This window comes from Lacticaseibacillus baoqingensis (assembly GCF_003946165.1).
Lineage (GTDB): Bacteria > Bacillota > Bacilli > Lactobacillales > Lactobacillaceae > Lacticaseibacillus > Lacticaseibacillus baoqingensis.
In genome coordinates this window covers 1-25240 of the sequence record NZ_RHOI01000015.1, presented here as the reverse complement: position 1 = coordinate 25240, position 25240 = coordinate 1, and the positions used below count along the sequence as shown (strand labels likewise).

The following is a 25240-nucleotide window of genomic DNA, read 5'->3' as shown; positions in this document are numbered from 1 at the left end:
ATTGACTGGAAAGGAGGAACAGTGAATGGAATCAATTTTGGAAATGAATGGCATTGACAAAAGTTTTGGTCCCGTCAAGGTGTTAAGCAACGTCAGTTTTGATTTGCGCCGCGGCGAAGTGCATGCCTTAATGGGTGAAAATGGTGCCGGTAAATCCACATTGATGAAGATCTTGACAGGGATCTTTTCCAAAGATGCCGGCAAGATCATCTACGAAGGCAACGAAGTCGAATACACCAACCCTAAAGATGCCATGGACGCTGGGATCGTGATCGTCCATCAGGAATTGAATATGATCAATCATTTGACCGTGGCCCAAAATGTATTTATTGGCCGCGAATCAATGAACGGGATCTTGACTGATGATCATGATCTGAATCACAAAGCCCAAGAATTGTTCGATCGGTTAAACATGGACATTAATCCCAAGGTCAAGGTGGGCAGTTTGACAGTCGGCAAAATGCAAATGGTCGAAATTGCCAAGGCGATCTCGATGAATGCCAAGATCGTGGTGTTCGATGAACCTTCTGCGGCGCTGACAGAAACCGAGATCCAGGAGCTTTTCAAGATCATTCGGGACTTAAAACAGCAAAATATCGGGATCGTCTATATCTCTCACCGAATGGATGAAATCAAGCAGATCACCGATCGGGTGACGGTCATGCGCGATGGTGCGACCGTCGGCACGATCGACACCGTCGACACCACCAAGGCGAAAATCATCAAAATGATGGTGGGCCGCGAGGTGTCAGAAACGCCGAAAACTGAATCCACGGTCCCAACAGACGCGGAAACCGTTTTGCAAGTGGTCAACATGAACGCTGGCAAGCGGGTGATCGACTTAAGTTTTGAACTAAAAAAAGGCGAGATCTTAGGCTTTTCTGGGTTAATGGGTGCCGGGCGGACTGAAATGGCCCGGATCATCTTCGGGGCGGATACGGCAGACTCTGGCGAGATCTATGTGCATGGCCAACAAGTCCATATCCGCAAGCCGGTAGATGCGGTAAAACACGGGATCGGCTATTTGTCCGAAGACCGGAAACAATTCGGGGTGATCGTGGGGATGTCGGTGGCCGACAATGTCGTTTTGACTGACTTGAACCGCTATACCAATGGTCCGCTGATCAATGATCATAAGATCAATGCCGCCGTTGAGCAGCATGTCAAAGAGCTGCGGATCAAAACGCCTTCGGTCAAGCAGCTGCTAGGCAACTTATCTGGGGGTAATCAGCAAAAAGTGGTCATTGCCAAGTGGCTGGAACAAGCCAGCGACATTTTGATCTTTGATGAGCCGACTCGCGGGATCGACGTCGGTGCCAAGAGTGAAATCTATGATCTGATGAACAACCTCGTCGATATGGGCAAGTCGATCATCATGATCTCTAGTGAAATGACTGAGATCTTGCGCATGAGCGATCGCATCATCGTGATGTCTGAAGGGCGCAAAACCGCTGAGTTGGACATTGCCGATGCGTCCCAAGAAAATATCATGACCTACGCAACTATGAGAGAGGAGATCGGGTAAGATGGCGCAAACGATCAAAAAAGCCAAAATCAAAAGCACCGAAAGTACTTACACCAAAATCACCAATGCAATCGGGTTGCAGCAAATTGTCATCTTGATTGTCTTGATCCTGATTTATGCCTTGTTTGCCGCTGCCAGTCCGGCATTCCGCAGCGGCAATACCATGACCAGTATCATGGATGCCTCGTATTATGTGGGCTTTTTGGGGTTAGGGGTGACGTTTGTCATCATTACCGGGGGGATCGATTTATCGATCGGGACCAGCATGATGTGCGCGGCAATCACCGGCGGGGTCGTGTATAACGAGCTGCACGCACCAGTTTGGGTCGCCTTAGTGGTCATCATGGTGATGGCGACTGGCGTCGGGTTGATCAATGGGATCTTGGTTGCCAAATTCAAGTTGCCGCCGTTTATTGCCACCTTAGGCACCATGATGATCACCCGGGGGTTAGGGTCGATCATTTCTAACGTTAAAACCGAAACCTTCCCGCTGCGCGGCAGCGCCAATGGGTGGTACAAATCGATTTTCCGCACGGACGGCAACTTCCCGACCGGGGTCATTTTACTGGTGGTCATGGCGATCTTAGCGTCAGTGGTGTTGAACCACACCAAAGTGGGCCGCTACATCTTCGCCATCGGGAGCAACCGTGAAGCAACGCGGCTTTCTGGGGTCAACGTGGTCACCAGCGAAGCCATGGCGTATGTGATCGCCGGATTCTTTGCCGGGTTAGCGGCGATCGCTTATGCGGCGACTTATACCACGATCATGCCAGGGACTGGTGCCGGTTTTGAAATGGATGGGATCGCTGCTGTCGTGGTTGGCGGCACATCGCTTGCCGGCGGGGTCGGGTCGATCGTGGGGACGTTTATCGGCGTCTTCATCATGACTGTCTTGAAAGTCGGGCTGCCATATTTGGATCTACAACCACATTATCAAATTTTCATCACCGGGTTTGTTGTGCTGCTGGCCGTATATGTTGATATTTATCGTAATCGCAAAGCCAATAAGTAAACACATAAAAAAGGGTATTGATCATGAAAAAAGCGTTATTGAGCTTAGGCATCGGGTTGTTGTCCATCAGTCTTTTGGCCGCATGCGGCAAAAGCGCCTCAAATAAGCCGACCAGCACCAAAGATATGCGGGTGGAAGTGATCGCCAAAGGCTTCCAGCATGACTTTTGGAAGTCGGTGCTCAAAGGCTCCAAGCAAGCGGCAGACAAACATGGGGTGAAATTGAACTTTGTGGGACCAAAAGATGAAACCGCTGTCGCTGAACAACTCGAAATGCTGAACAACGCCATTAACAAAAACCCAAGCGCGATCGTGTTAGCCGCCTTGGATACCAAGTCTGAAATCGATGCGATCCAAAACGCCAAAGATAAAAATGTGCCGGTGATCGGGTTTGATTCAGGGGTGCCAGGCGCTCCTAAAGGCGCCGTGAAAGCTAATGCCGCAACCGATAACTACAAAGCCGGGGGGATCGTGGCGCAACACTTATATGATGCGATCAAAACCCGCTTAGGCAAAGGCCAAGTCCGCATTGGCATCGTCTCTCAAGAAGTCAACTCGATGTCCTTATCCCAACGGACCGGGGGCTTTATCGATAAGATGACCAAGCTGTTAGAAGCGGATCCGAATGTGGGCAAAGGCCAAGTCGCGGTGATCGGGCATGATAAATACAATAACGACGTTTCGACTAAAAACGCCAAAGCCATCATCGAATTGCGGGTGCCGGCAGAAGTCACTGATGCCGCAGGGAAAACTGAAGCGGCTGCGCTGTTAGAAAAGAAGGATCTCATCGGGATCTACGGCTCTAACGAATTAGGGGTCAAAGCCATCATCAACGCCAACGAAGCGATGGGCGACCGCATCGGCAGTACCGGCGATAAAGTCGTGACCGTTGGGTTTGACTCTGGCAAGCTGCAACAAGATGCGATCCGCTCCGGCAAATTCTTAGGTTCGATCACTCAAGACCCGATCAAGATCGGTTATGATGCCGTTGACTTAGCCGTCAAAGCTGCGCAAGGCAAGAAGGTCAAAGACGTGGATACCGGGGTTAAATGGTACAACAAAGACAACATCGATGACAAAGATATCCAAGCCTTGCTTTATGAATAAGCCGTTTATCGCCAAAAATGTAAGCGATTTATGACTTAAACAACTGATCGCACAGGAGGCAATCACATGAGCAACTATCCGAAGATCGGGATCCGGCCGACGATCGATGGCCGCCAAGGCGGGATCCGCGAATCCCTTGAAGCTAAAACCATGGCCATGGCTAACGCCGCCAAAGACCTGATCGAATCCAGTTTGCATTATGCCGATGGGACGCCGGTCCAGTGTGTCTTAGCCAGTCGCACGATCGGCGGGCGCGGCGATGCCGGGATCGTCCAGGAACAATTTTTAAGTGAAAACATCGTCGCCACCTTATCCGTCACGCCCAGCTGGTGTTATGGGACGGAAACCATGGATCTGCAACCGGATACCATCAAGGCGGTATGGGGCTTTAATGGTACCGAACGGCCTGGGGCAGTGTATCTGGCTGCGGCCATGGCCGGCTATGCGCAAAAAGGCTACCCGGCCTTTAAGATCTATGGCCAAGAGGTCCAAGATCTTGACGATAATGCGATCCCTCAAGATGTCGCCGAGAAGATCTTAATGTTTGCCAAAGGCGCTTATGCCGTCGGTCAAATGAAAGGCAAATCCTATGTTAACCTCGGCGCTTCGGCGATGGGGATCGCCGGATCGCAAGTCAACGCCAAATTCTTCGCCGATTACTTGGGGATGCCGGTCGAATATGTGGATATGACCGAGATCCTGCGGCGGATCACCTTGGAGATCTATGATCCTGAGGAATATCAAACTGCCTTGGCCTGGATCAAAGAAAATTGCCGCGAAGGGTTGGATATCAACGCCGGCAAGCAATTTCCTGAGATCATCACCAAATCTAAAGTGGTGCCGGCGGATCAAGATTGGGAATTCATCGCCAAACAAGCGATCATCGTTCGGGACATTTTGTTTGGCAATCCGAAGCTGGCAGCGTTGGGCTGGAAAGAAGAAGCCCGCGGCCGCAATGCCATTGCCGGCGGGTTCCAAGGCCAGCGCCAATGGACCGATTGGCTGCCGAATGGCGACTTTACCGAAGCCATCATGGCCTCGACGTTTGATTGGCACGGCCCGCGGCCAGTCACTGCTTTTGCCACCGAAAATGACACCTTAAACGCAGTGGCGATGTTGTTTGGGACCTTGTTGACCAACAAGGCGCCGATTTTCTCAGATGTGCGGACCTACTGGAGCCCTGAAGCCGTGCAGCGCGTCACCGGCAAGTCGTTGAGCGGCCGGGCGGCGAATGGGATCTTGCACCTGATCAATTCTGGGGCCAGCGCCTTAGACGGCACCGCAGCGGCCAAAGACGAAAATGGCCAAGGTACCATGAAAGAATTCTGGAATATGACCCCTGCAGACATGCAAGCCTGCCTAGCTAAAACCGACTGGTGCCGGGCAAATTATGAATATTTCCGCGGCGGCGGCTTCTCGTCTCATTTCAAAACCGAAGCGGAAATGCCGGTGACCATGATCCGGGTGAACTTGGTGGATGGCGTCGGGCCGACGTTGCAAATCGCAGAAGGCTATACCTGTGTCTTAGACCCTGAGATCCACCAAATCTTAGATGAGCGCACTGATAAGACTTGGCCGACCACTTGGTTTGCCCCGATTTTAGGCGCGAAAGGCTTTGAATCCGTGTATGCGGTGATGAATCATTGGGGGGCAAATCACGGGGCGACGGTGCACGGGCACATTGGAGCTGAGCTGATCACGTTAGCCGCAATGTTGCGCATCCCGGTGGCCTTGCACAACGTTGACGCGGCCCGGATCTTCCGGCCGCATGCGTATGACGGCTTTGGCACCAAAGACCTTGAAGCGGTCGATTTTGCCGCCAGCAAGCATTTTGGCCCGCTTTATCACTAGGTCATTGGAGGACACATCATGACAAATCGAATGATTCTTAATGAAACGTCTTATCACGGCAAAGGCGCGATCGGCGCCATTCCAGAAGAGTTTAACGCCCGCGGGTTCAAAAAAGCGGCTGTGATCACCGATGCGGCATTGATCAAAGTCGGCGTCGCCACCAAAGTCACCGACTTATTAACGGCTGCTGGGATCGATTTTGACATTTACGATGGCATCGTGCCCAATCCAACTGTCGACAACGTCAAAGATGGCGTGGCTTTCGTGAAAAACTCAGGCGCTGATGTGCTGATCGCCATTGGGGGCGGGTCGCCGATCGACACCGCCAAAGCCATCGGGATCATTTTGACCAATCCTGAATTCAGCGATGTGGTCAGCTTAGAAGGGGTCGCAGACACCAAAAATCCGAGCCTGCCGATCCTAGCGGTACCCACCACTTCAGGGACGGCCGCGGAAGTGACGATCAATTATGTGATCACCGACAAAGCCAAGCATCGCAAATTCGTGGCAGTCGATCCGCATGATGTGCCGATCGCGGCGTTTGTGGATAGCAACATGATGATGGGGATGCCCAAAGCCTTATGTGCAGCCACCGGGATGGATGCGATGACGCATGCCATTGAAGGCTTCATCACTAAAGGCGCTTGGGAAATGACCGATATGCTGCACATTAAGGCCATCGCGATCATCGGCCAAAATCTGCGTGCTTCCGTCGATGGCGATCCCCACGGCCGAGAGGAAATGGCCTTGGCGCAATACATTGCCGGCATGGGCTTTTCCAACGTTGGCTTAGGGTTGGTGCATGGCATGGCGCACCCGCTTTCCGCTTGGTACAACATTCCGCATGGCGTGGCGTGTGCGGCACTGTTGCCGACTGTCATGAAGTATAACAAGGCTTTTACCGGCGAAAAGTATCGCCAGATCGCCCAAGCATTAGGCGTGGCTGATGCCGAGTCGATGAGCATTGAAGCAGCGCGTGACGCCGCTTGTGACGCCATCGACCAATTGAGCCAGGATGTTGGCATTCCTGCTACCATCTCAGAATTAGGCGTGCAAGCAGCAGACTTGCCAAGTATTGCCCAAGATGCCCTCAATGACGTCTGCACGCCAGGCAATCCGCGCGACACTTCAGTGGAAGAAATCGTCGCGATCTATCAAAGCTTGATGTAGCGTCATATCTTCGTGCACGTCATGCCTCATGCATGACGTGTTGTTGTTCACCAACTGGTCGATCGACCAGCGGCTGATGGTGTTTGTCATTAATGGAGGGATGTTTTATGACCATAACCTTAACTGCCCAGCAATATTCGCATTTAAAAAAGCTTTCTGATGAGCGCAATGTGATTTCCGCTTTGGCCATTGACCAGCGCGGTTCCTTGAAAAAAATGCTTGCCAAAGCTGCCAGTCAACCGGCCAATGATACAACGATCGTCGACTTTAAAACCACCGTGTCATCGGTTTTGACCCAATATGCCAGCGCGATCTTACTTGATCCTGAATACGGCTTGCCTGCCGCTAAAGTCCGCGATGCCGATGCCGGGTTGCTTTTGGCTTATGAAAAAACCGGCTATGATGCGACCGAGTCGGGACGTTTCCCTGATTTGATCGATGACCAAAGTGCCTTGCGGATGGCAGAAGCCGGTGCGGATGCGGTGAAATTCTTGCTTTATTATGACGTCGACGAGTCAGATCAGATCAATGATCGCAAGAAAGCCTTCGTAGAACGCGTGGGCGCAGAGTCTCAGGCGATCGGGTTGCCGTTTTTCTTAGAATTGGTGTCTTATGACGCCACCATGGATAGTGTCACCGATGCAGAATATGCCATTGTGAAGCCGCATAAGGTGATCGAAATGACCCGCGAGTTCAGCCGCCCAGAATATGGGGTGACGGTTTTGAAAGTCGAAGTGCCAGTCAACCAAAGCTACGTGGAAGGCTTTACCGCTCCCGGTGTTGAACCCGTGTACACCCGTCAAGAAGCTTTAGATGACTACCGCGCCCAAAGCGACGCTACTGACTTGCCGTTTATCTTCTTGTCTGCAGGGGTTTCCAATGAACTGTTTCTTGAAGAGTTGCAGTTTGCCAAAGAAGCCGGCTCGAAGTTCAATGGCGTCTTGTGTGGACGGGCCACTTGGAAGTTAGGGGTCCAGCCGTTTGCCGCGGTGGGCAAGGCGGCTGGCGTTGAATGGCTGCAAAATGAAGGCCATGCCAATATTGAGCGCTTGAATCAAGTCTTAGCAACAACCGCGACGCCTTGGACAGATAAAGTCGCGGCGATGGTTTAACTTGGCGCGATAGCGGAGGCGCTTATGATACTAACTGTAACGATGAACCCATCCATCGATATTTCTTATCCGCTGGCGCATTTGGCCATTGATACCACCAATCGTCCCAAAACCACCACCAAAACTGCAGGCGGCAAAGGGCTTAACGTGACACGCGTGATCCACTTGCTGAAGCATCCGGTGGTGGCAACCGGCATTGTTGGCGGCAACTTTGGGCGGTTTATCGAAGAACAACTGGATGCAGATGGCATTGCCCATCATTTTACCCATATTGATCAAGAAACCCGCAACTCGATTGCGATCTTACATGATGGCGGTCAGCAAACTGAAGTGTTAGAAGCCGGTCCGACAATCAATGCCGCTGAGCAAGCCGACTTCATCGCGGCATTTGATCAACTGCTGGTTGGCTGTGATTTGGTGACCATGTCCGGCAGCCTGCCGCAAGGGTTGACCCCTGATTTTTATGCCACGCTGATCGCCCATGCCGCAAATGCCGGGAAAAAAGTCTTGTTGGATAGCTCTGGCGCGTCTTTGCAAGCCGCATTGCAAGCCGACGTGAAGCCTTGGTTGATCAAACCTAATGAAACCGAACTAGCAGGGTTGTTAGGTGAGCCAGTCGACAAAACCGATCTGGTGCGTTTGCAAAAGCAGCTGACCCACCCGGTATTGGCCGCAGTCGAATGGATCGTGGTGTCGCTAGGCAAAGATGGCGCGTTCGTGCGGCATCAAGAGCAGTTTTATCACGTGACGATCCCGACCATTCAAGTGGTCAACCCAGTCGGTTCCGGGGATGCGACCTTAGCCGGTTTAGCGATGGCACTGGCGGCACATCAAGATGATACTGCCGTGTTGAAAACCGCCATGACCACCGGCATGTTGAACACGATGCAAGCGCGCACCGGCTGGGTCGACGCGGCACAATTTGATCCTTATTTCAGTCAGGTGCACGTGGCAACGGTCAAAAGAGGCAGTGCTTATGTTAACGATTGAAAATACGCAATTTGTTGCCACGATCGCGCCATTAGGGGCGGAGTTGACCAGCTTAAAGCGCAAGGCGGATCAGCGCGAGTGCATTTGGCAAGATGCTGCCGGACAATATTGGCCACGGCATGCCCCGGTGCTGTTTCCGGCGATCGGCCGGTCTAATCATGATCGATATTTGCTCGAGCAGGTGGCTTTTTCCATGAAGCAGCACGGCTTTGCCCGCGACTTGCCGTTTACAGTGTTGCCGCAAACGCGGCCAGATGCAGTGAGTTTGCAGCTGAACGCCGATGAAGCCACTTTGCGCGACTATCCGTTTTTGTTTTCATTACAGCTCACGTATACCTTGACTGACTCGGGGCTGCAAATCGACTATCTGGTCCAAAATTACGGCGACACAAAAATGCCTTATGCACTCGGGTATCATCCCGGGTTTAATTTAACGCAGCCGCTGGATCACTATGAGTTGGTGCTTGACGGCATTCAAGTGCCGATGACCAGTTTGGGGATCGACCCGGCCCCGTTTCGCGATGGCAGTGTCCATGTGCTGCAAACGGCCAAGCAAAATCATCTGCCGTTAAGCTATCCGCTGTTAGATGACGGGCTGATCATTATCGATGCGCGACAGGCCCAAATCGCATTAGTCCAGACCTTAAAAGGCGAGCGGCTGGTACAGCTGAATTTAGCCGATTTTCCGTATTTGGCGCTGTGGACGCCGGAACACCAACAAGCCCCGTTTTTATGTGTCGAACCATTCGCCGGGCTGCCGGACCAATATGGCGCGCCAGTCGACTGGCATCAGAAAATGGGCAATACACGCTTGCCGGCAGGCGGCACCAAGCGCTACGTATTAACTTTGAGAGTGTGAAACAGTTGCTGAAATTGTCAAGCAGATCGTGAAGGAGAGGTCAATATGGTTTCAACAAATTGGTTAGAAATTAGCGATAAGGTGTTTATTGTGACAGGCGGGGCATCTGGGATCGGCGATGCGATCGTCAAAGAATTGATCGCAGATGGCGCTAAGGTGGTGAATGCCGACTTGCATCCAGGCGAGTTTACCGATTCCAACCTCTATTATGTCCAAACAGATGTCGCCGACAAAGCGGCCGTGGATCAATTGGTGGCCAAGACGCTGGAAAAATTCGGTACGATCGACGGCTTAGTCAATAATGCGGGGATCAACATTCCGCGGATCTTAGTCGACCCAGACGATCCTGATGGCAAGTACGTGGTCGATGAAGCCAATTACAACAAGATGTTTGATATCAATGTCAAAAGCGTCGTCTTGTTGTCAGCAGCAGTCGGCAAAGTCTTAGTCGCCAATCATCATGGCGTCATCGTCAATATGTCGTCTGAATCCGGGCTGGAAGGTTCTCAAGGCGCCGGCATGTATTCTGGGACCAAAGGCGCGATCAATGGCTTCACCCGCGCTTGGGCCAAGGAATTAGGGCAATATAACGTGCGCTGCATCGGCTTGGCACCAGGGGTGTTGGAACCAACTGGATTGCGGACGATCGATTATGAACAAGGCTTAGCCTACTCGCGCCATATCACCATCGATGCGTTACGGGCCGGCTATAAGAAAACGTCCACGATCCCGCTCGGGCGCAGCGGCAAGTTAAGTGAAGTCGCTAATGTGGTCGCTTTCTTCTTATCTGATCGTGCCGGCTACATGACAGGACAAACCGTCAATGTTTCTGGAGGCAAGTCGCGCGGCTAGTGAACAGGCTTGGGAAACTGCACACGACAGAAACTTTTGACAGGATAGGTGATGTCAATGGACGAAGAATTGTTAGTAGGGATCGACATTGGGACATCCTCTGCTAAAATCGCCGTCTTCAACCATGCTGGGGCAGTGGTTGAACAAGATACCGGCGAATACCCCACGTATTATCCTGCCCCTGGTTGGGCGGAACAAGATCCGCAAGATTGGTGGCAAGTCGTGTGTGCGGCTTTGCAGCGGATCGCCGCGCGCAAAAAGATCAAGCTGGAAGCCATCAAAGGAATCGGCATCGACGGGCAAAGCTGGTCGGCGATCCCGATGGGGGCCGACGGTACGGTATTAGGCCGCACGCCGATTTGGATGGATACGCGCGCGCAAGAAATCTGCGACCGCGTGCGCCAGACGATCGGTGAAGAACGGATCTTTGCCGTATCCGGCAACGCCTTTTACCCCACGTACTCGTTGCCGAAGATCTTGTGGTTAAAGGAAAATGCACCGGATACTTTTGCCAAAACAGCCCAATTTCTCCAATCAAATAGTTACCTCGTTTATCAATTGACCGGTCAGTATTCTCAAGACTTGTCGCAAAGCTATGGGCTGCATTTTTTCAATATGCAAACCGGGGCCTATGATGCGCAACTGTGTGCTGACTTTGGGCTTTCATTAGCGCTATTCCCGCCGCTTTACCAATGTGACGACGTGGTCGGTACCGTTACGCCAGCGGCGGCGGCACAAACCGGGCTGCCTGCAGGGATCCCAGTGGTGGCAGGCGGGTTAGATGCAGCCTGCGGAGCGTTAGGCGTGGGGGTGATCAATGCCGGCCAAACCCAAGAACAAGGCGGACAAGCCGGCGGGATGAGTGTGTGCTTAGATGACTACCATGCCGATGCGCGCTTGATCTTGAGCCGGCATGTGGTCGCTGACAAGTGGTTGTTGCAAGGCGGCACTGTGGGTGGTGCTGGCGTGGCACGCTGGTTCTTGCGCACATTAGGCCAAGCAGAAACTGATGCGGCCGCTAATAATGGCACCAACGCGTATCACGAATTGGATATCACCGCGCGCGATACGCCAGCCGGCGCCAATGGGTTGCTCTTCTTGCCGTATATGGCCGGGGAGCGCTCACCGATTTGGAATGCTCAGGCCAAAGGGGTGTATTACGGCTTAGATTTTGCCAAGACTCGCGGTGAGATCATTCGCGCCAGTTATGAAGGGGTGGCCTATTCGCTGGCCCACAATCTGAAAGTCGCTGAAGCCGCCGGAGTGCAGATCGATGACCTTTACGCCATGGGCGGTGCCGCCAACAGTGCATTTTGGATGCAGATCAAAGCTGACGTCACGCAGCGTACGATTCAGATCCCGGCTGCCGATCATGCCACGACTTTAGGCGCGGCACTGTTAGCCGGGGTGGCGGTGGGCATGTATCCCAGTTATCAAGCGGCGGTGGGGGCATTGATCCAAGTCAAGCAAACTTATCACCCGCGGCCGGAAACGAAAGCGGTTTATGAAAATGGCTTTAACCAATACCTCGCGTTGTATGACGCGTTAAAACCAATGATGGTATAAAGGAGAATACACATGACTGAAAATATCATTACCGATCCTCAGACGGTTCCTTACTTCACCCTGGCCACTGGCGAACACATTCCGGCCATCGGCATGGGCACATTTGGCTCTGATCACTTTGAAATGGCGGATATTTCCGCGGCAGTGGCCGGGGCGATCGACTGTGGCTATCGCTTGTTCGATTGTGCCTCAGTTTATGGCAACGAAGATCTTATCGGTGACGTTTTCCAAGCGGCATTTGACCAAGGCACGGTCAAGCGCGAAGACTTGTTCATCATGTCCAAAGTCTGGAATGATCAACATCGTGACGTGATCGGCGCGATCGAAAAATCGCTGAAAGATCTGCACCTGGATTATCTGGATGCTTACTTTATGCACTGGCCATTTCCGAACTACCATGCCCGTTTTGCCACCGCAGACGATCGCAATCCGGATTCGATCCCATTTTCGCTTAGTGAGTTCATGGATACTTGGTATCAACTGGAAATGGCGCAAAAACGCGGCTTGATCCGCAACTTAGGGATGTCGAGCATGACCATTCCGAAGCTGGAAGCGGTGTTGCCATTGTGCACGGTCAAGCCAACCTTGATCGAGCTGGAACATCACCCTGCCTTCCAGCAGCCAGGATTGTTCAAGTATCTCAAAGATCACGGCATCACCATGATCGGCTTTTGCCCATTAGGCTCGCCAACGCGGCCAGAGCGAGACAAAACGCCAAATGATGTGGTGGATATGAAGATGCCGGAACTCGTGGCGATTGCTAAGGCCCACAATGTGCATCCGGCGCTGGTATGTTTGAAATGGGCGGTTCAGCGCGGCGTGATCCCGATCCCATTTTCGATTTATCCGGCTGAATATCAAAGCAATTTGCGCAGCGTCACAGAAGATCCGTTGACGGCAGAAGAAATGAATATCATGGCCTCGATCAACAAGAATGATCGCTTCATCAAAGGGGAAGTCTTCTTATGGCAAGGTTCCGTCGACTGGCGTGATCTGTGGGATGAAGAAGGCGTGATCACGGCAGGCCCGACATTTCCCCTGGATTAGCTGATCTGCCAAAGAAAGGAACAACACATTATGCTCAAAGGAATTCCGGAAATTTTACCGCCAGAATTGATGAAGATCCTGATGGAAATGGGGCATGGCGATGAACTCTTGATCGCCGATGGGAACTATCCCAAGTTTGGGATGCCAGAACAGGTGGTGCGCATGGACGGCCATGGGATCCCAGAGATCTTAGAGGCGATCATGCGATTTGTCCCGCTTGATCCATACGTGGACAATCCCACGGTGTTGATGGCAGTGCTGCCTGACGATCCCTACAAGCCCGTGATCTGGCCCAAGTATCGCGAGATCATCAGCCGATATGAGCCAAAAGGCCCGCGTGACATCGCGATCCACAAAAAAGAATTCTACCCGCGCGGCGCCAAGGCGTATGCGGCGATCGCCACTAGCGAAACCGCCTTATATGCCAATGTGATCATTCGCAAAGGCGTGGTCATTCCTGAAACGGCAAAATAGGCAGTAGGCCGAAAAAGTGTGACGGTGCCAAAACCGTGACACTTTTTTTCGCCTGGCATCAACAAAGGAGGGGCCATGTTAGTTAATCAAGTGGTGCGGCCGCTGACCAAAACTGAAAGCGTGTTTTTCCTGTGCGTGTCGATCTTGATCAATGCCATTGGCAATGCGCTGACTGTTTGTTTAAATCTTGGCAGCGCGATGTGGACGGCGTCATCGGCCAATCTCAGCTACTTCATCCATGTGCGCTTGGATCTGATCTTGATCGGCTTTGGCACGGTGATTATCGTGATCAACTGCTGCTTGCGCCACCGCGTCGACTGGGGGCGGATCGCGAAGAACTTTATCTTTATGATCCCGTTTAGTTTGTTGGTGCAAGTGTTCGCTGACGCGTTTAGCCGGTGGCAGATCCAAGGATTGTCCCTAGGCGTGCGCATCGGGCTGGATCTTTTCGGGATCGTGTTGATCGGCATGGCCGTTTCGATCTATCAGCGCGTCAACGTGATCTTGCATCCCAACGATGATTTTATGCAGACGTTGCGGTTTGATTACTGTCACGGCAATGCCGCCTTGGCCATGTGGGCGTCATATATTCCCCCAGCGATCGTCTTAGTGGTCGCAGTGATCGGCACCCGGCAGATCTTGGCGATCAATATCGGGACTGCCTTTTCGTTGGCGCTGCAAGGGTCTTTGGTCGGGTGGTCGGACAAGTTGGTGTTTCCACGGTTAAAGCATCAACTGTGAGCCAATAGCGCAAATAATAGCCCGCCTTCACCAAAACGTGAAGGCGGGCTATTGATGTCAGCTGAAAAGTTTTCCCTGTTAGCCTAGCAGCTAATGGGGTGGGACTTATTCCATATCGGTTTGGCTCTTGCCTGAAAGAGCGTCATTGGTGAAAGTTAACGTGAAGTTTGCCCCAAGCTGGCCTTTGACCCCAGTCAGATAGCTTGCGATCACGGTTTTTTCACCTGCGATGAGCGATTCATTCAAGCCATCTGGTTCACCAAATTTCTTAATGACATCAGCGTAGGCATTGCCGTTGGCCAAGGCATTGAAATCTGCTAAGGTGATCTTGTTTTTCCGATTCAACTTAAATCCAGTTATGTTCTTGGAAAAGGCGTGATCGCCGGTGAAGCTGACGATGACATTGGCACCAAAGCCGCCTTGCACATTAGTCCAGGTCACGATATCGGTTTTGACATTATTCGTCGTATCAGTTGTCGTCGAATCAGGCTTGCCAAATTTTTGCGTCAAAGCCGGCAGCGTATCCCCATTAGCGGCTTTATTCATCAAATCGCCGAGCTTGATTTGATCAAAATCGGCCCGCGTGATCTTGCCGTCATCTTTTTGACTGCTAGCGCTGGCTTTAGTGCTTTGCGAAGATTTAGCCGTCTGGGTTTTACTGGTATCTTTGTCGCCAGAACCGCCAATGCTGCTAAAAGCCGTACCTGCGATGATGATCACCAAAAGCCAAAACCAGATGCGCTTATAAATGGGTTTCTTCACCTTAACCGTATAGGTCTTGCCATCATCACCCGTAATTTTCTTCTTTGCCATCAGTACCCCTCCAAAAGGTTTCTCTCAAGCTTTCAACGTCGATCCTAGTCTGGACGTGATGCTATGAAAGCAATTTCATTATATCAATGATTTATAATATTTACGATTGAAAATATTTTTAAGGGTAAATTTGCCTATAATCACAAGCTAGGGGATAGCACCATGCCAAGCATGGTGGTCAGAGCTATCAATTCCCATGGGATCAAACTAATTTACGGCTGATTCACAGACGCTTTGACGGCAATAAATGCCCCCTGAACCATATAAAAAGGTGATACTCGTTAGGAGTATCACCTTGATAATTAACGCAATAGCGTGTTTGGGCTAGCGACGAATGCTTAGTAGCCATAGTCGTCTGGAGCGGCCCCTTTGTCGATGATCTTAGCGGCATCGAGTGTAGGAATCGTATTTTCATCACCGTTGGTCGTTTCATAAGAAAGCGTGCCTTTGGCCGTCGCATAAAATTGTACGAGGTCATCTTCTAAGATACGATTGCCGTTGAGGGCAGTTGCGTCGTAAGAGACATGAACGATCTGATCTGAGTCGCCATTGACCATGACCATAATAAAGTCATCATCAGTTTGCATCACAGAACCTTCAAGCATTACTTTTTTGCCGTTGTATTGATCTGGTGTTCTGGCAAGTTGGTCATAAGTCACATTTGTAGCAAATTGTGAAGCGACAAAAGGTTCTACTTCTGTGCCCTTGTTTGGCGGTAAGGTCACCTTGAGCTTTTGAGTGATGGTATTGGCATCAAGCGTGCTCGACTTCTTGATCTTTGCGGCTTTATCTTGCGTAAAGTAGTAATCAGAGCCGATTTTGTCGACGGCGCTCAGCTCGACTTGCCACTTGCCTTTCTTATTCACAGAGACGGTGGTGATTCGGCTAGCGTTGGCTGCAGTATTGCCTTTTTTGTCAGCTAACACATAGACTTTTGAGTTTTTCTTTGCGGTCCCTTTGATGATGTACCAATCTTGGTCATCACTATGTTCATACCGCTTGGAAGTGATCTTGTTGTCTTGTCCTGCATTTTTGATGGTCAGTTTGCTGTTTGCCAGCTTCAATGTTGCAAAGACGGGTTGCCCAGTACTCGTGATACCAATTGTTGCGCCGGTTACCATGATCAGTAACCAACTAAGCAGTTTCTTCATGTTAAACTCTCCCCAATTACCCCTCAGCTTTTAATGTCGATCAGATTTTTGGACCTTTTTATAAAGCTTTTTTAGAATATCAAGGATGAAGAATATTTACCATTATAAAATTACAAAAATTAGTTAAGAAATGTATTAAAATCAGTAGAAGCCTGTCAGGTTAAACGGCTGCGGACGAAACCCCAAAGCCGCCTCAGTCCTTTGTCAATGTTCCCCCGCCCAATAATCCCAACGTTCTCCTAGCCAGCAGCCGCTTACAATTTCGAGGCAACTCGACTAAAATAGAAACCAAAAGTCGGCTTTTTGGCCGATGGGAGGGGATAAGTATGGCAAAAGCCATTGTGATCACGCGGGCATTAAAGCCCGAGCATGTGGCACAGCTGCAGGCGATCGCACCAGATTATGATTTCTTCACGCAATGGGAGCATCCCGTACCGCAAGAGCGTTTAGGCGATGTCGAGGTGATCTTAGGCGGGGATGGTGAGCTGACCAATGCGATCTTAGATACCCCAGGCAATCAGCTGGGCTTTGTCCAAGCGCACTCGGCAGGGGTCGATTACTTGGATCTGCCGCGGCTGGCAAAAGCCAAGGTGTTAGTGGCCAATACGAGCGGCATTCATACCCAGCCGTTGACGGAATATGTGATCGGGGCGATTTTGCAGCGCACGCGCGCGTTTGCTGAAGCGGCGGCGAATCAGCGCCAGCATCGCTGGGTGCATGAAGTGGATTATGCCGGCGTGGCTGGCCGCAAAATGGTGATTGCAGGCGCCGGGCGCATCGGCACCCAAATCGCGAAAATGGCGACCACCTTGGGGATCGATGTCACTGGCGTCAGCCGCAGCGGCCGGCATTTGCCGTATTTTGATCGGCTCGTGAAAGATGAAGCTGCCGGACCAGCGTTTGCAGCTGCGGATTTTGTCGTGGATCTTTTGCCATTGACGCCGCAGACGCACCACTTTTTTGACGCAAAAATGTTGGCCAGCCTCAAGCCTGGCGTCATGTTTCTCAATGTTGGACGCGGTGGGACCGTGGATACTGCCGCTTTGATCGCAGCGATCAAGGCTGGTCAGATCGGCCATGCGGTTTTGGATGTTTTCGAAACAGAACCGCTGCCGGCAGATTCGCCGCTGTGGACGCTGCCAAATACCGTCATTACCCCGCATATTGCCGGGCAAGTGCCGCATTTTAAAACGGTGGTGACGGCGATTTATGCCGAGAATCTCACAGCGTATCTGCAAAAACATCAGTTGGTCAGCCATCAACTGGATCTTGCTCGCGGGTATTAACCAACGCCCACGCCAAAAAACGCCTTGGTACCGCAGTACCAAGGCGTTTTTGCTGCGTTTAAAACGGATAAAGGACCCGGAAGTGTTCGATGACGACCATCTCGGCAATCGATTCAAGCGCCAGCTCACCTTGATATTGGCGCTGCCACTCAGGTAACGACAGGCCAAAGCGCTGGGCTTCGATCGTTGTGATCGCTGAAAAAGGTTGAATGAACACGTCTTCGGTATACAGCAAGGCTTGTGGCTGCCCGAGGCTGTCCAACGCAATATTGACTTCGCGAGCGGCTGGCAGCGGCTGGTGTTTGTGGCGATAATCAGCAAATGTGCTGACGCGGCTGGTGATTTGCTTGGCGAGGACTGCTTGCAAGCGCTGGTCGGCTGCTTCTGCTGTTGGTGCCAGCATTTCCGCACGCCGATAAGTGAGGTCTGGGGCTAAAGCCAGTTCAGCTTGTGCAGTGGCAAAAAAGTCGGTGATCGATGACATCTGTTTCTCCTTTATTACCGAATAAAAAGCGGTGCTTACAGTCAACAACTGCGAGTATCGCTTTTGATCAGTGCGCGCTTGCATCAAGCAAAATCGGCGGTTGCACGCGCAATTTTTTTGATTTTAGAAAGTGGCTTTATCCGCGCTGGAAAGTTGCGGTTGCACCACAGACCAGTTGAGGTCTTTGGCCAAGGCCGCTTCGGCGTCCTTGCGGGTCTTGATGCGATCCATGTTCCAAACGATGTTGGAGATCTTGCCGCCAACAAAATCAAACGGTTCGGTGTAAATATAGCCTTTTTCCGATTGATTCTCACGGGACTTGATCAACTTGTCGCTCAACTCGCGGGCGTAATTGATGTCGTGTAAGTCTGGGAGTTCTTTTTCGGTGACGAACCCGTTGGTGTTGATGGCCTCTTCGGCTTCCTTGATCGCGGTTGCATCTACTGCTGTCATAATATCTCTCCATTCTGCTTCAGTCGCTGATTGGAGTAGGGCTGATGATTGTTTTTGGTACAATTCCATTATAGCACCGAATCTGCGCGCCAAAACCACAAAAAACTGCTAAACCCCTCGGCTATCTTTATGGATAAAATAAGTCCTTTTAGGAGAGAACATGTTATTGGTTTGCGATGTATGAGAGACTTTTTGACCAGATCCGAGCAGAATATACGAGATATGAAGCAGAAAATAAAACTGTACCCTAAATATTTTTGCAACGTCAAGTCCCGCACTGACGCTATTTAGACGCCGTTCGTGATTGTTGTGACTTCCATTTTTTGAGGTAACTGCTATACTATTTCGGTTAGGATTATTGGTCAAGGGATGGTGGACAATACGGCACATTATGATTGGCAATTGGCAAAACAGCCGGATTCTTCCGAGCTCGCAGGACTTGCTCAACAGTTGAACGTGAGTCCTTTTTTGGCGCGGCTGTTATGGCAGCGTGACATTACGACCCCAGCAGCATGGACCGCATTCACCCAACCGCAAACCGCCAGCTTGCATGACCCGCTGCAGCTGCACGACATGCAAAAAGCCGTCGATCGCATCACCAAAGCCGTGGCCGCTGGCGAAAAGATCACCATTTACGGCGACTATGATGTGGATGGGTTAACGTCCAGTGCGATCATGAAAGAAGCCATTGAAAGCATCGGCGGCGAACCCGACGTTTTCATTCCCGATCGCTTTACCGATGGCTATGGGCCTAATGCCGCTGTTTATAAGTACCTTCAAGCTAGCGGCACGCAATTGGTGGTTACCGTCGATAACGGGGTGGCCGGCAAAGCCGTGATCGATGCGGCGATGGCTGCGGGGATGGATGTCGTGGTCACCGATCACCATGAATTGCCTGAAGACTTGCCTAATGCCGTGGCAGTGGTGCATCCGCGCCATCCAGCGGGGGATTATCCGTTCGGCGACTTATCCGGTGCGGGGGTGGCTTTTAAAGTGGCCACCGCCTTGCTGGGAGAAGTGCCGATGGACAGCATCGATTTGGCCGCATTAGGGACGATCGCGGATCTGGTCAGTCTAACGGATGAAAATCGCGTGCTCGTCCAATTAGGCTTGGCCATGATCCGCACGCAACCGCGCGTCGGGTTAGCCGCATTGTTGCAAGTCGCCGGGATCGATCCGGCCACGGTGGATGAACAAACTGTCGGTTTCGGCATCGCGCCGCGCTTGAATGCCCTTGGGCGCTTAGGCGACGCTAATCCTGGCGTGACATTGTTGACGACTTTTGACGATGACGAAGCGGCGAGTTTAGCCGCTAATGTCAACGCGCGCAATGAAGAACGCCAAGGCTTAGTGCGCAAGATCGCCCAACAAGCGCTGGCTATGGCCAATGAACCGGAAAATGCCGCCAAGCGCACCTTGATCTTGGCGCGATCCGGCTGGCATGAAGGGGTGTTAGGCATCGTGGCCAGCCATGTGGTCGAAGCCACCGGCAAGCCGACATTGGTCTTAAATATTGCCGCTGATGGTCAAAATGCCAAAGGCTCTGGCCGCTCAGTCGCCGGTTACCACCTATTTAAAAGCTTGGAACCAGCTAAAGCGGCGATGACGCATTTTGGCGGGCATGCCATGGCGGTAGGGTTGACCATGCCGGTGGCCAATCTGGAAACCGTGCATGAGGCGATGGAAAAAGCGGCTGCGGTCAGCTTAAAAGATCAGGCGCAGCCGGCATTGGCCGTGGCGGCGCGCTTAGATGCCAGTGAGTTGACCTTGGAGAATTACCAAGCGCTGCGGCAGCTGGCACCATTTGGCCAAGGCAATCCGGAACCGGTTTTCAGCGTCTTGCCGCAGCGCATCGACGGCGTGCGCCAAATCGGCAAAGGCAAAGACCACTTGAAGTTTCAAGCTGACGGCATCGATGTGATCGCCTTTGGTTCAGGCGACCAAGCCTCGGACTTGGCAGCGGCGACGCAAGCCAAGCTGGCGGTGACGCTTGATCAAAACACTTGGCAAGGCCGCACCAGCTTGCAGCTGCGCTTGAGCGATTGGCAATTGCAAGCGCCGGCGGTGATCGATCTGCGCTTGCCGCAACCCAGTGCTGAGCAGTTTCGCGGGGCGTTCACCTATGTATTTTTTGATCCGCAAATGCTGACTCGCATGTCGCGGCGCTTCCAGTTTGGCGGCCCGACCATGTTGGCTAAGGACTTGGCCCCAGATACTTCGAATGTGGTGTTGGTGGATCTGCCAGCAGATGAAGCCAGCTTGCAAGCGGCGATGAATCATGTGCAATTGCCGGTGCGGGTCGTTTTTGCCGCAGACCCAGCGCATTTAGTCGCGCTTCCCAGCCGCCAAGAATGCGGGCGGGTGCTGTTGTATTTGCGTCAGCATCCCGGGTTTGACAAGCATCATTTGCCGGCTTTAGCCCAAGCGGTGCATGTGACGACCCAACAGGCGATCTTTGCGGTACAGGTGTTTTTTGAACTTGAATTTGTTAAAATAGAAGGTGCGCTGATCAGCGTGAACCCCCATCCGACTAAGACGCCTCTTGATCAGGCGCAGGTCTATCTTAAGCGGCAAGCCTTCTTAGCTTTGGCGGCGCATCTGCAAACCGATGATCGCCAAGCATTGACGCAACGTTTGACGCAGTTTTAATTCAGAATGTGAGGCACAAATTGCATGGCAATTAATTTCAAAGACTACATCGCCAGCGTCCCGGATTTTCCTGAGCCTGGGATCATTTTCCGCGACATTTCTCCCTTAATGGCAGATGGTAAGGCATACGCTGCAGCGACTGATGAGATCGTCGAATACGCCAAAGACAAAGGCGTTGAGATGATCGTTGGCCCGGAAGCGCGCGGCTTCATCGTCGGCTGCCCCGTGGCTTATAAGCTTGGGGTGGGGTTTGCCCCAGCCCGGAAAAAAGGCAAACTGCCGCGCGAAACGGTTAGTGCCAGTTATGACTTGGAATATGGCGAAGCGACGCTATACTTACACACAGATGCCATTCGGCCCGGCCAGCGCGTGTTGGTGTGCGATGATCTCTTGGCCACCGGCGGCACGATCGCAGCAACCATCGAATTAGTCGAAAAACTCGGCGGGATCGTGGTCGGCACAGCCTTTTTAGTCGAATTAGTCGACTTGCACGGCCGCGACAAGATCAAGCAGTATGATATCTTCACGCTGACCGATTACCAAGGGGCCTAGCGCCGAAAAGACCCGCGGTGCGGGCCTTTTTGCGTTCACTTACTTTTCGACTGTGGTACAATAATGGGTGTGAAGGAGACGCTTATGGCAAAGCATAAAAAAGACGATAAAACGTTAGTCGAGAAAATGCTGGATAAGCAAAACATCGCTTATACCAGCTATACTTTCCCGACGGCGGCTGCAGGCGATGTGCAGCAATTGCAAGTCGATCACCTCGACATTCCAGAACACCAGATCTATAAGACCTTGGTCTTGATCGGCAACAAGACCGGGCCGCTAGTCGGCGTGGTCCCGCTGGATCGCCACATCGACTATAAGAAACTCAGTAAGGCTTCCGGCAATAAAAAAGTCGGCATGGTGCCGCTCAAAGACTTGGTCAAAACCACCGGGTATGAGCACGGCGCCAACACGCCGATCGGTATCCATGCCCGCCACAAGTATCCGATCTACTTAGGGGTCGAAGCCAAAGACCAATCCCAGATCATTGTGAGTGCCGGTAAGATCGGCCGCTCAGTCGGCATCGCGCCCAAAGACTTGATCAAAGCCGTGCGCGCAGAATATGCTGACATCACCGCACTGGAGGAACAGGAGGAATAGCCATGTTTACCGCTAATCACAGTCGTTTTGCCACTTACGGGGTGATCGCTCATTTACCTGGAGAGATCATTGACAGCATCTGGATGATCATCGATGAGAACCTGCAAGGCGTGGTGCCTTTAGGGAACTTGTTGCGCTTTGATTTGCTCAACAACGGCGGCAAGCTCACCGTGGCGTTTTCAGAGAAAAACAGCCCGACGTCTATGGCCGTCGATTTGCCTTTTCCATATTCAGGCGATTTTCCTAAGCGCGTGTTGGCCTATGATGATGGCGACAACCAAACCATCTTGTTGCCAGAAGAAGGCCACGGCAATTAACGTGAAAAAAATGGCGCTGATACCTCCCGCATTTCGGGAGGCATCAGCGCCATTGTTATGTTCTACATAGCTTGCGCTTCGCCGCCGATCAACGCAAACGCCGCGTCAAGTTCGCTATGCGCGCGCGCTTGTTCGTGTAAACCGGCTTCGTATAACGGATGGTTGACGCCTGTGGGTTCAATGGCCATCAGCATCAGCGATACCGCATGCTTGATGGCTTCTAAACTTGTCAACAGCGTCTCATTGAAATCAGTAAACCCAGCAGGGGGTTGGATGTGGTAGCATTCGCTGACAAAATGGTTGAACCGCAACACATTGCGGCTAAAGTAGTCGTGCAGTTGTTCAAAGTTCTCGCTGGCAAAACAATTCCCAATTTCAAGCTTGTGACAGGTGGCAGTGTATTCTTTGAATACGGTTTCATAAACCAATAAACGATCTAATTCTTGATTGACGAGTTGAATGTAGTCTTCGGTGAGCATATAATGTTGCCTCCAATCGCTTTCATTAACTTACGAGATTAGTTTAACATGCGTTAATCTTATTATCAAGATAATGTTTTACGAATAATTAAATATCAGTTGTTATTTATAATATAAGTAAAACCGCCGATTTTTTTGAATATTAAAAAAGACATCCGCATCGGGATGCCTGGGTGGGGCTCATTTCTTGGGTGGTTTGGGTGCTTGCTGGCGCTTCTTGAAGGCCGCTTGGACCCGCTTAAAGCGCGACGGGTCTTTTTCCCGCGCATCACGCACCATCTTAGCAAAATCGTAGGCGCCAGCTTCTGGCGACTCTGGTTCGGGTTTGCGCTTGAATAACCTCATGCTTATGCCTCCGGTACTTGGACGTCATCTGGATGGTGCAGCTTGGTGGTGGCGATGAGATAGATCACGATGAAATGCACCACGACCAAGATCAAGCTGTAGTTGGGGATCAGCACATAGCCGATATACAAGCACATCCCCAGCCAATTGCACCACATCAAGCGCTTGGTGCGGCTTTTGATGTAGCTGAGCAAATGCAGCAACCCGCCGATGATGCTTAGCCACCACCAATGGGCTTCCCACGCCATCAAGGTTTCACCGACTAAGCTGAGGCTAAAGCCTTTAGCCACGGCGTAGATCGTCGCCACGATCAAAACGACGACGGTAAACGCCGCGTACACGACGCCAAACAGTGCCGGTAATTTAATGAACGACAATTTCACGATCACACGTCCTTATTTGAGTTATATCTCAAGTATAACCAGTTGCCGCAGGAAAACAAAGGCTGCTTGCAGAAAACTTAAAGACTGCTGGGAATCTGGATTTTTTCTCATGGGAATGCCAATCTTTGCGCTGACGTGGTATGATTATTGCCGATATCCATAATTGCAACACGGGGAACTTGGGAGGAGAATATATTGAAGAAAATCGCACTTTTAGCCGTCACCATCCTGGCATTGACCGGATGCAGCACGCACAACACCAAAAGCTCACAGTCGTCGCAGGCGAGCAAAACCGCAACGGTGAGCCAACCAGCCGTTAAAACCGTCGATTACCAGCAACTCGCCAAAGCAGACCAAGATAAGGTAAGCTTTACCTTCTTGGCCAAAGCAACTGACGACACGGCGGCAACATACAACGTCAAGATGCAGGTGACCAACCAGTCCAAAAAAGCCGTTAAGCTGGATGCCGCTAAAATCGTTTGGACCAAAGGGGACCAAGCTGACGTGATCAAAGCCGATCAGCAAAAAGCCGTCACGGTCAAGCCGCACCAGACGCAAAGCGTCACCAAACTATTTACCAACTTCAAACGCGACCACTTGACTGCCGCTGGGGCGTTTTGTTACTTAAACGCAGATGACAAGCTGGCTTATAGCTACCAAGCCTTCAAAGACGGCGGCGTCACGTCAAAAAACTTGACGGACAAACACTTGATCACGTTAAACACGCCAGCTGACCAAACCAGTCAAGTCGCACAAGCTTCCAGCAGCGCAGCCAGCCAATCCGCAACGGCTTCAACTAGTCAGTCGTCCAGTAGTGCTAAGGCGCCAGCTACTGCGGCACCTAAGTATACCGGCCAGCAGCTGGCCTTACTGGCACAGATCTATGGCCAACAAGATCCAGCGAGTGTGAATGTGGCCGACGCATTGAACAACATGCAACAGTTGGCCGTCTTGTCTTACGCAGCGGATTCCAACACTTCCGGCCACAGTTCCGAGGGCACCGGGGTGTCTTATGAACAATTCTCAGTTTCCGGCAGCAACCTCGTGATCACCCATCCTGCCACGCAAGGTTCATCTGCTTGGTCCGGCACCGTTGACTTGAACACGGCACTCGCGCAAGTCTTCGGCCAAAACGCCGCAGCAGCGCAAGCCGTATTAGCCAAAATGACTCAAGAATAGGCTCGATCGGGAGCACACCTGCATGGCAGGTGTGCTTTTTTGCTGCGTTCGTGTGCCGAAATTGGCGGAGAAAAAACGCCGCCTTGAACAGATTATTAGGAAAAAATGTGATCTATCACGGACCAGCAGATCGGCAGTCACCAAGGGAGTGATTGCCGCATTTTTTGCGGGACGGATTTACACTGTAAGTGCAACAAATTAGCCAAATAGAAAAGACTCGTAGCCTGAGTCCTTGTAAAATGAAATC

At 51.6% G+C, this 25240-nt stretch carries 26 protein-coding genes; 19 read left to right on the top strand and 7 right to left on the bottom strand.

Annotation, left to right across the window (positions count from 1 at the left end; genetic code table 11):
* The first annotated feature begins 25 nt into the window (after positions 1–25).
* From EKM91_RS07625 to EKM91_RS07565, 13 genes are all read left to right on the top strand, one after another.
* Positions 26–1525, top strand: coding sequence for a sugar ABC transporter ATP-binding protein (locus EKM91_RS07625; RefSeq protein ID WP_125752206.1), 1500 nt, complete (start codon positions 26–28; stop codon positions 1523–1525).
* 1 nt (position 1526) lies between these two features.
* Positions 1527–2537 carry an ABC transporter permease gene (locus EKM91_RS07620; protein WP_225419474.1) on the top strand — a complete coding sequence of 337 codons (1011 nt, stop codon included), beginning with the start codon at positions 1527–1529 and terminating at the stop codon, positions 2535–2537.
* A gap of 23 nt (positions 2538–2560) precedes the next feature.
* A complete protein-coding gene (locus EKM91_RS07615) occupies positions 2561–3643 on the top strand; it encodes an ABC transporter substrate-binding protein (RefSeq protein WP_125752203.1) in 1083 nt (360 codons plus the stop codon).
* A gap of 66 nt (positions 3644–3709) precedes the next feature.
* Positions 3710–5494 carry an L-fucose isomerase gene (locus EKM91_RS07610; protein ID WP_125752200.1) on the top strand — a complete coding sequence of 595 codons (1785 nt, stop codon included), beginning with the start codon at positions 3710–3712 and terminating at the stop codon, positions 5492–5494.
* A gap of 18 nt (positions 5495–5512) precedes the next feature.
* Positions 5513–6664: a lactaldehyde reductase gene (gene fucO, locus EKM91_RS07605; RefSeq protein ID WP_125752197.1), complete on the top strand. Its 1152-nt coding sequence runs from the start codon at positions 5513–5515 to the stop codon at positions 6662–6664.
* A gap of 107 nt (positions 6665–6771) precedes the next feature.
* A complete protein-coding gene (locus EKM91_RS07600) occupies positions 6772–7776 on the top strand; it encodes a tagatose 1,6-diphosphate aldolase (protein WP_125752194.1) in 1005 nt (334 codons plus the stop codon).
* A gap of 24 nt (positions 7777–7800) precedes the next feature.
* The gene (locus EKM91_RS07595; RefSeq protein ID WP_125752193.1) at positions 7801–8766 is read left to right on the top strand and encodes a hexose kinase; all 966 of its coding nucleotides are present in this window, start codon (positions 7801–7803) and stop codon (positions 8764–8766) included.
* Entirely contained in the window at positions 8753–9625 is an 873-nt protein-coding gene (locus EKM91_RS07590) for an aldose 1-epimerase family protein (RefSeq protein WP_125752190.1), read from the top strand. Before EKM91_RS07595 ends, EKM91_RS07590 begins: the two co-directional genes overlap by 14 nt.
* A 45-nt stretch (positions 9626–9670) precedes the next feature.
* On the top strand, positions 9671–10477 hold the full coding sequence (locus EKM91_RS07585) for an SDR family oxidoreductase (protein ID WP_125752187.1): 807 nt from the start codon (positions 9671–9673) through the stop codon (positions 10475–10477).
* Between the two features lie 57 nt (positions 10478–10534).
* On the top strand, positions 10535–12043 hold the full coding sequence (locus tag EKM91_RS07580; RefSeq protein ID WP_125752183.1) for a xylulokinase: 1509 nt from the start codon (positions 10535–10537) through the stop codon (positions 12041–12043).
* A gap of 12 nt (positions 12044–12055) precedes the next feature.
* Positions 12056–13090, top strand: a complete 1035-nt coding sequence (locus tag EKM91_RS07575; RefSeq protein WP_125752180.1) for an aldo/keto reductase — start codon at positions 12056–12058, stop codon at positions 13088–13090.
* A 30-nt stretch (positions 13091–13120) separates the two neighbouring features.
* Positions 13121–13564: an RbsD/FucU family protein gene (locus EKM91_RS07570; RefSeq protein ID WP_125752177.1), complete on the top strand. Its 444-nt coding sequence runs from the start codon at positions 13121–13123 to the stop codon at positions 13562–13564.
* Positions 13565–13639: 75 nt separating this feature from the next.
* Positions 13640–14305: a DUF6198 family protein gene (locus EKM91_RS07565; RefSeq protein WP_125752174.1), complete on the top strand. Its 666-nt coding sequence runs from the start codon at positions 13640–13642 to the stop codon at positions 14303–14305.
* Positions 14306–14410: 105 nt separating this feature from the next.
* Here the strand turns inward: EKM91_RS07565 and EKM91_RS07560 are convergent, their stop codons facing one another.
* Complete coding sequence (locus EKM91_RS07560; RefSeq protein ID WP_125752171.1) at positions 14411–15118, bottom strand: DUF3862 domain-containing protein; 708 nt, start codon at positions 15116–15118, stop codon at positions 14411–14413.
* A gap of 338 nt (positions 15119–15456) precedes the next feature.
* Positions 15457–16269 carry a hypothetical protein gene (locus EKM91_RS07555; protein WP_125752168.1) on the bottom strand — a complete coding sequence of 271 codons (813 nt, stop codon included), beginning with the start codon at positions 16267–16269 and terminating at the stop codon, positions 15457–15459.
* Between the two features lie 326 nt (positions 16270–16595).
* On the opposite strand from EKM91_RS07555, the gene EKM91_RS07550 reads away from it, so the two are divergent.
* Positions 16596–17555 carry an NAD(P)-dependent oxidoreductase gene (locus EKM91_RS07550; protein WP_125752165.1) on the top strand — a complete coding sequence of 320 codons (960 nt, stop codon included), beginning with the start codon at positions 16596–16598 and terminating at the stop codon, positions 17553–17555.
* A 58-nt stretch (positions 17556–17613) separates the two neighbouring features.
* Here EKM91_RS07550 and EKM91_RS07545 read toward each other — a convergent pair whose 3' ends face one another.
* Together EKM91_RS07545 and EKM91_RS07540 are read right to left on the bottom strand one after the other, a co-directional pair.
* Positions 17614–18039: an ASCH domain-containing protein gene (locus tag EKM91_RS07545; RefSeq protein WP_164508504.1), complete on the bottom strand. Its 426-nt coding sequence runs from the start codon at positions 18037–18039 to the stop codon at positions 17614–17616.
* A gap of 123 nt (positions 18040–18162) precedes the next feature.
* Complete coding sequence (locus tag EKM91_RS07540; protein ID WP_125752159.1) at positions 18163–18492, bottom strand: hypothetical protein; 330 nt, start codon at positions 18490–18492, stop codon at positions 18163–18165.
* A 369-nt stretch (positions 18493–18861) separates the two neighbouring features.
* Here EKM91_RS07540 and recJ point away from each other — a divergent pair, with 369 nt between their 5' ends.
* The 4 genes from recJ to EKM91_RS07520 all read left to right on the top strand — a co-directional run bounded on the left by recJ (position 18862) and on the right by EKM91_RS07520 (position 22607).
* Positions 18862–21141 carry a single-stranded-DNA-specific exonuclease RecJ gene (gene recJ, locus EKM91_RS07535; protein WP_125752156.1) on the top strand — a complete coding sequence of 760 codons (2280 nt, stop codon included), beginning with the start codon at positions 18862–18864 and terminating at the stop codon, positions 21139–21141.
* A gap of 24 nt (positions 21142–21165) precedes the next feature.
* Positions 21166–21693 carry an adenine phosphoribosyltransferase gene (locus EKM91_RS07530; protein ID WP_125752153.1) on the top strand — a complete coding sequence of 176 codons (528 nt, stop codon included), beginning with the start codon at positions 21166–21168 and terminating at the stop codon, positions 21691–21693.
* 84 nt (positions 21694–21777) lie between these two features.
* A complete protein-coding gene (gene ybaK, locus EKM91_RS07525; RefSeq protein WP_125752150.1) occupies positions 21778–22290 on the top strand; it encodes a Cys-tRNA(Pro) deacylase in 513 nt (170 codons plus the stop codon).
* 2 nt (positions 22291–22292) lie between these two features.
* The gene (locus EKM91_RS07520) at positions 22293–22607 is read left to right on the top strand and encodes a DUF960 domain-containing protein (RefSeq protein WP_125752147.1); all 315 of its coding nucleotides are present in this window, start codon (positions 22293–22295) and stop codon (positions 22605–22607) included.
* Between the two features lie 62 nt (positions 22608–22669).
* Here EKM91_RS07520 and EKM91_RS07515 read toward each other — a convergent pair whose 3' ends face one another.
* From EKM91_RS07515 to EKM91_RS07510, 3 genes are all read right to left on the bottom strand, one after another.
* Entirely contained in the window at positions 22670–23086 is a 417-nt protein-coding gene (locus EKM91_RS07515) for a hypothetical protein (RefSeq protein WP_125752144.1), read from the bottom strand.
* A 180-nt stretch (positions 23087–23266) separates the two neighbouring features.
* Positions 23267–23431: a hypothetical protein gene (locus tag EKM91_RS13860; protein ID WP_164508503.1), complete on the bottom strand. Its 165-nt coding sequence runs from the start codon at positions 23429–23431 to the stop codon at positions 23267–23269.
* A 2-nt stretch (positions 23432–23433) separates the two neighbouring features.
* Entirely contained in the window at positions 23434–23814 is a 381-nt protein-coding gene (locus EKM91_RS07510; protein WP_125752141.1) for a hypothetical protein, read from the bottom strand.
* Positions 23815–24009: 195 nt separating this feature from the next.
* On the opposite strand from EKM91_RS07510, the gene EKM91_RS07505 reads away from it, so the two are divergent.
* Complete coding sequence (locus EKM91_RS07505; RefSeq protein WP_125752138.1) at positions 24010–24993, top strand: membrane lipoprotein lipid attachment site-containing protein; 984 nt, start codon at positions 24010–24012, stop codon at positions 24991–24993.
* Positions 24994–25240: the final 247 nt, after the last annotated feature.

What these genes read in the sequence shown, in the direction of transcription:
- EKM91_RS07625 (WP_125752206.1), top strand. Translation starts at nt 26, where the DNA reads ATGGAATCAATTTTGGAAATGAATGGCATTGACAAAAGTTTTGGTCCC.
- EKM91_RS07620 (WP_225419474.1), top strand. Translation starts at nt 1,527, where the DNA reads ATGGCGCAAACGATCAAAAAAGCCAAAATCAAAAGCACCGAAAGTACT.
- EKM91_RS07615 (WP_125752203.1), top strand. Translation starts at nt 2,561, where the DNA reads ATGAAAAAAGCGTTATTGAGCTTAGGCATCGGGTTGTTGTCCATCAGT.
- EKM91_RS07610 (WP_125752200.1), top strand. Translation starts at nt 3,710, where the DNA reads ATGAGCAACTATCCGAAGATCGGGATCCGGCCGACGATCGATGGCCGC.
- fucO (WP_125752197.1), top strand. Translation starts at nt 5,513, where the DNA reads ATGACAAATCGAATGATTCTTAATGAAACGTCTTATCACGGCAAAGGC.
- EKM91_RS07600 (WP_125752194.1), top strand. Translation starts at nt 6,772, where the DNA reads ATGACCATAACCTTAACTGCCCAGCAATATTCGCATTTAAAAAAGCTT.
- EKM91_RS07595 (WP_125752193.1), top strand. Translation starts at nt 7,801, where the DNA reads ATGATACTAACTGTAACGATGAACCCATCCATCGATATTTCTTATCCG.
- EKM91_RS07590 (WP_125752190.1), top strand. Translation starts at nt 8,753, where the DNA reads ATGTTAACGATTGAAAATACGCAATTTGTTGCCACGATCGCGCCATTA.
- EKM91_RS07585 (WP_125752187.1), top strand. Translation starts at nt 9,671, where the DNA reads ATGGTTTCAACAAATTGGTTAGAAATTAGCGATAAGGTGTTTATTGTG.
- EKM91_RS07580 (WP_125752183.1), top strand. Translation starts at nt 10,535, where the DNA reads ATGGACGAAGAATTGTTAGTAGGGATCGACATTGGGACATCCTCTGCT.
- EKM91_RS07575 (WP_125752180.1), top strand. Translation starts at nt 12,056, where the DNA reads ATGACTGAAAATATCATTACCGATCCTCAGACGGTTCCTTACTTCACC.
- EKM91_RS07570 (WP_125752177.1), top strand. Translation starts at nt 13,121, where the DNA reads ATGCTCAAAGGAATTCCGGAAATTTTACCGCCAGAATTGATGAAGATC.
- EKM91_RS07565 (WP_125752174.1), top strand. Translation starts at nt 13,640, where the DNA reads ATGTTAGTTAATCAAGTGGTGCGGCCGCTGACCAAAACTGAAAGCGTG.
- EKM91_RS07560 (WP_125752171.1), bottom strand. Translation starts at nt 15,118, where the DNA reads ATGGCAAAGAAGAAAATTACGGGTGATGATGGCAAGACCTATACGGTT.
- EKM91_RS07555 (WP_125752168.1), bottom strand. Translation starts at nt 16,269, where the DNA reads ATGAAGAAACTGCTTAGTTGGTTACTGATCATGGTAACCGGCGCAACA.
- EKM91_RS07550 (WP_125752165.1), top strand. Translation starts at nt 16,596, where the DNA reads ATGGCAAAAGCCATTGTGATCACGCGGGCATTAAAGCCCGAGCATGTG.
- EKM91_RS07545 (WP_164508504.1), bottom strand. Translation starts at nt 18,039, where the DNA reads ATGTCATCGATCACCGACTTTTTTGCCACTGCACAAGCTGAACTGGCT.
- EKM91_RS07540 (WP_125752159.1), bottom strand. Translation starts at nt 18,492, where the DNA reads ATGACAGCAGTAGATGCAACCGCGATCAAGGAAGCCGAAGAGGCCATC.
- recJ (WP_125752156.1), top strand. Translation starts at nt 18,862, where the DNA reads ATGGTGGACAATACGGCACATTATGATTGGCAATTGGCAAAACAGCCG.
- EKM91_RS07530 (WP_125752153.1), top strand. Translation starts at nt 21,166, where the DNA reads ATGGCAATTAATTTCAAAGACTACATCGCCAGCGTCCCGGATTTTCCT.
- ybaK (WP_125752150.1), top strand. Translation starts at nt 21,778, where the DNA reads ATGGCAAAGCATAAAAAAGACGATAAAACGTTAGTCGAGAAAATGCTG.
- EKM91_RS07520 (WP_125752147.1), top strand. Translation starts at nt 22,293, where the DNA reads ATGTTTACCGCTAATCACAGTCGTTTTGCCACTTACGGGGTGATCGCT.
- EKM91_RS07515 (WP_125752144.1), bottom strand. Translation starts at nt 23,086, where the DNA reads ATGCTCACCGAAGACTACATTCAACTCGTCAATCAAGAATTAGATCGT.
- EKM91_RS13860 (WP_164508503.1), bottom strand. Translation starts at nt 23,431, where the DNA reads ATGAGGTTATTCAAGCGCAAACCCGAACCAGAGTCGCCAGAAGCTGGC.